Origin of the sequence: Bartonella sp. CL266QHHD (genome assembly GCF_042195355.1) — a bacterium.
In the GTDB taxonomy this organism is placed as follows: Bacteria; Pseudomonadota; Alphaproteobacteria; order Rhizobiales; family Rhizobiaceae; genus Bartonella.
This window is the reverse complement of the sequence record NZ_JBHIOD010000029.1, coordinates 1-1,189: the sequence shown is the minus strand read 5'-3', so window position 1 is coordinate 1,189 and position 1,189 is coordinate 1. Positions and strand designations below refer to the sequence as shown.

General features: G+C 29.5%; 1 tRNA gene. It reads right to left on the bottom strand.

Annotation, left to right across the window (positions count from 1 at the left end):
- Nucleotides 1–135 precede the first annotated feature (135 nt).
- A tRNA-Ser gene (locus ACFIK7_RS02650) sits at nucleotides 136–225 on the bottom strand.
- Nucleotides 226–1,189: the final 964 nt, after the last annotated feature.

The window sequence follows — 1,189 nt, the reverse complement described above, 5'->3', positions numbered from 1 at the left end:
ACATCTTTAAAACTCTTTGAGAAAAAATAAATTGGTACAAAACCTAGTGGCAAAATATACAAAACCCGCTGGCAAGCTACACCCGCTGGCAAGCTACATACAGAATCAAAAAGTTATAGCACCATAAAAGTGCTGTGGCGGAGGGGGTGGGATTCGAACCCACGGTACAGTCTCCTGCACGCCGGTTTTCAAGACCGGTGCCTTAAACCGCTCGGCCACCCCTCCAAACTAGATATGCTTTTTGACAAATTTCTTGTAAAAGGTCAATCATTTTAATACGCATTTTAAAGCGTTCTTTGTAAAACTATTTAAGTTTCAATTAAAATAATTTTTCATAAGTTAATTCTTTGAGTGTGTTATCTAAGAGTTTCATTTCTAAACATGGTAGTTTTTTCTGAAAAAATGAAAGGTAATTATGATATTTATCATTTTTTTCCTGTTTAAAAGTTTTTTATAAAGCAATATTTTTTAAAAGTTCTAACAATCGTTTTCGTAATAATAAGAAATGTTTAGTTGAAAATGTTTGATAAATTATATTAAATTCCGGTCGTGTATTTTTGAATTATTTTACCTTTCCAGATATTTATTTTATTTAGATCGTTCATATTGGCGAAAAGAAAATGTTATTACTCTAACAGTTTATGAGAGATAAATTTGTAAGAATGACATATATATTCAAGGAAAGTTTTTATTGAGTCTAAATTAAGTACAATTCAATAAGAAAGCTCTTTAAAAGATTTTAATTTTTTAAATAAAAATATTCAGATATTTAGTGCGTCTAAAGAGTACCTTGGAGGGAATGGCTGATTTGCACTATTTGAATAAAATTTTATGTAAGATTTGCATCGATAGTTTAAAATTTCTTCTAGATATGACTGGAAATTAGGTATATTTATAATGCTTTTTCTGTGGGATAAGCAAAAAGTTAATTTGAATGGAAGAAAAAATTATTGAGCAATACACTTAGATCAATAGATAATTTGTTAAGGTATTACATAGTTTTTCAAGAATAGAACTTAAAAATGCTAAATTATGCAGAAGCAGAAAGCATAAACTTTAACAGACAAGGTTTTAAAAGCCGATTCATTTACAAACATGTGTAAAATAAAAAATGGTGCCCCCAGAGAGCGAATCAGGCTTTAGCAACAAGATTCAAAGTATATAAAGATGTGTAAGGGCGTATTGATGT